1 protein-coding gene is annotated in these 254 nt (G+C 57.1%); it reads right to left on the reverse strand.

Translation table 11 applies throughout. From position 1 onward, the window contains the following. Window positions 1–218 (reverse strand): NAD-dependent epimerase/dehydratase family protein (locus tag SB756_RS32655; RefSeq protein WP_410913587.1); only part of this gene is annotated, 218 nt, incomplete at its 3' end. Between the last annotated feature and the right edge of the window lie 36 nt (window positions 219–254).

The following is a 254-nucleotide window of genomic DNA, read 5'->3' on the forward strand; positions in this document are numbered from 1 at the left end:
TTGTTAGCAACAATGCCGCCCACTTTCGCCGCCGCCAGATAGACCTGGTCAATGCGTTCGCTGGCAAAGAAATCATGCACCGCGCGGCTGTCCAACAGGTTCAGCTCGTCGCGGGTGCGTAATACCAGTTCCACATCACCGCGCTGTTCGAGCTGCCGCCTGATGGCAGAACCGACCATCCCGCGATGACCAGCAATAAAAACTCGTTGTTTACTCATGCTTATGACTCCAGCGCGATCGCCACGTCGTAGCCG

The sequence above is a fragment of the Pseudomonas sp. SIMBA_068 genome (assembly GCF_046534705.1).
GTDB lineage: Bacteria > Pseudomonadota > Gammaproteobacteria > Pseudomonadales > Pseudomonadaceae > Aquipseudomonas > Aquipseudomonas putida.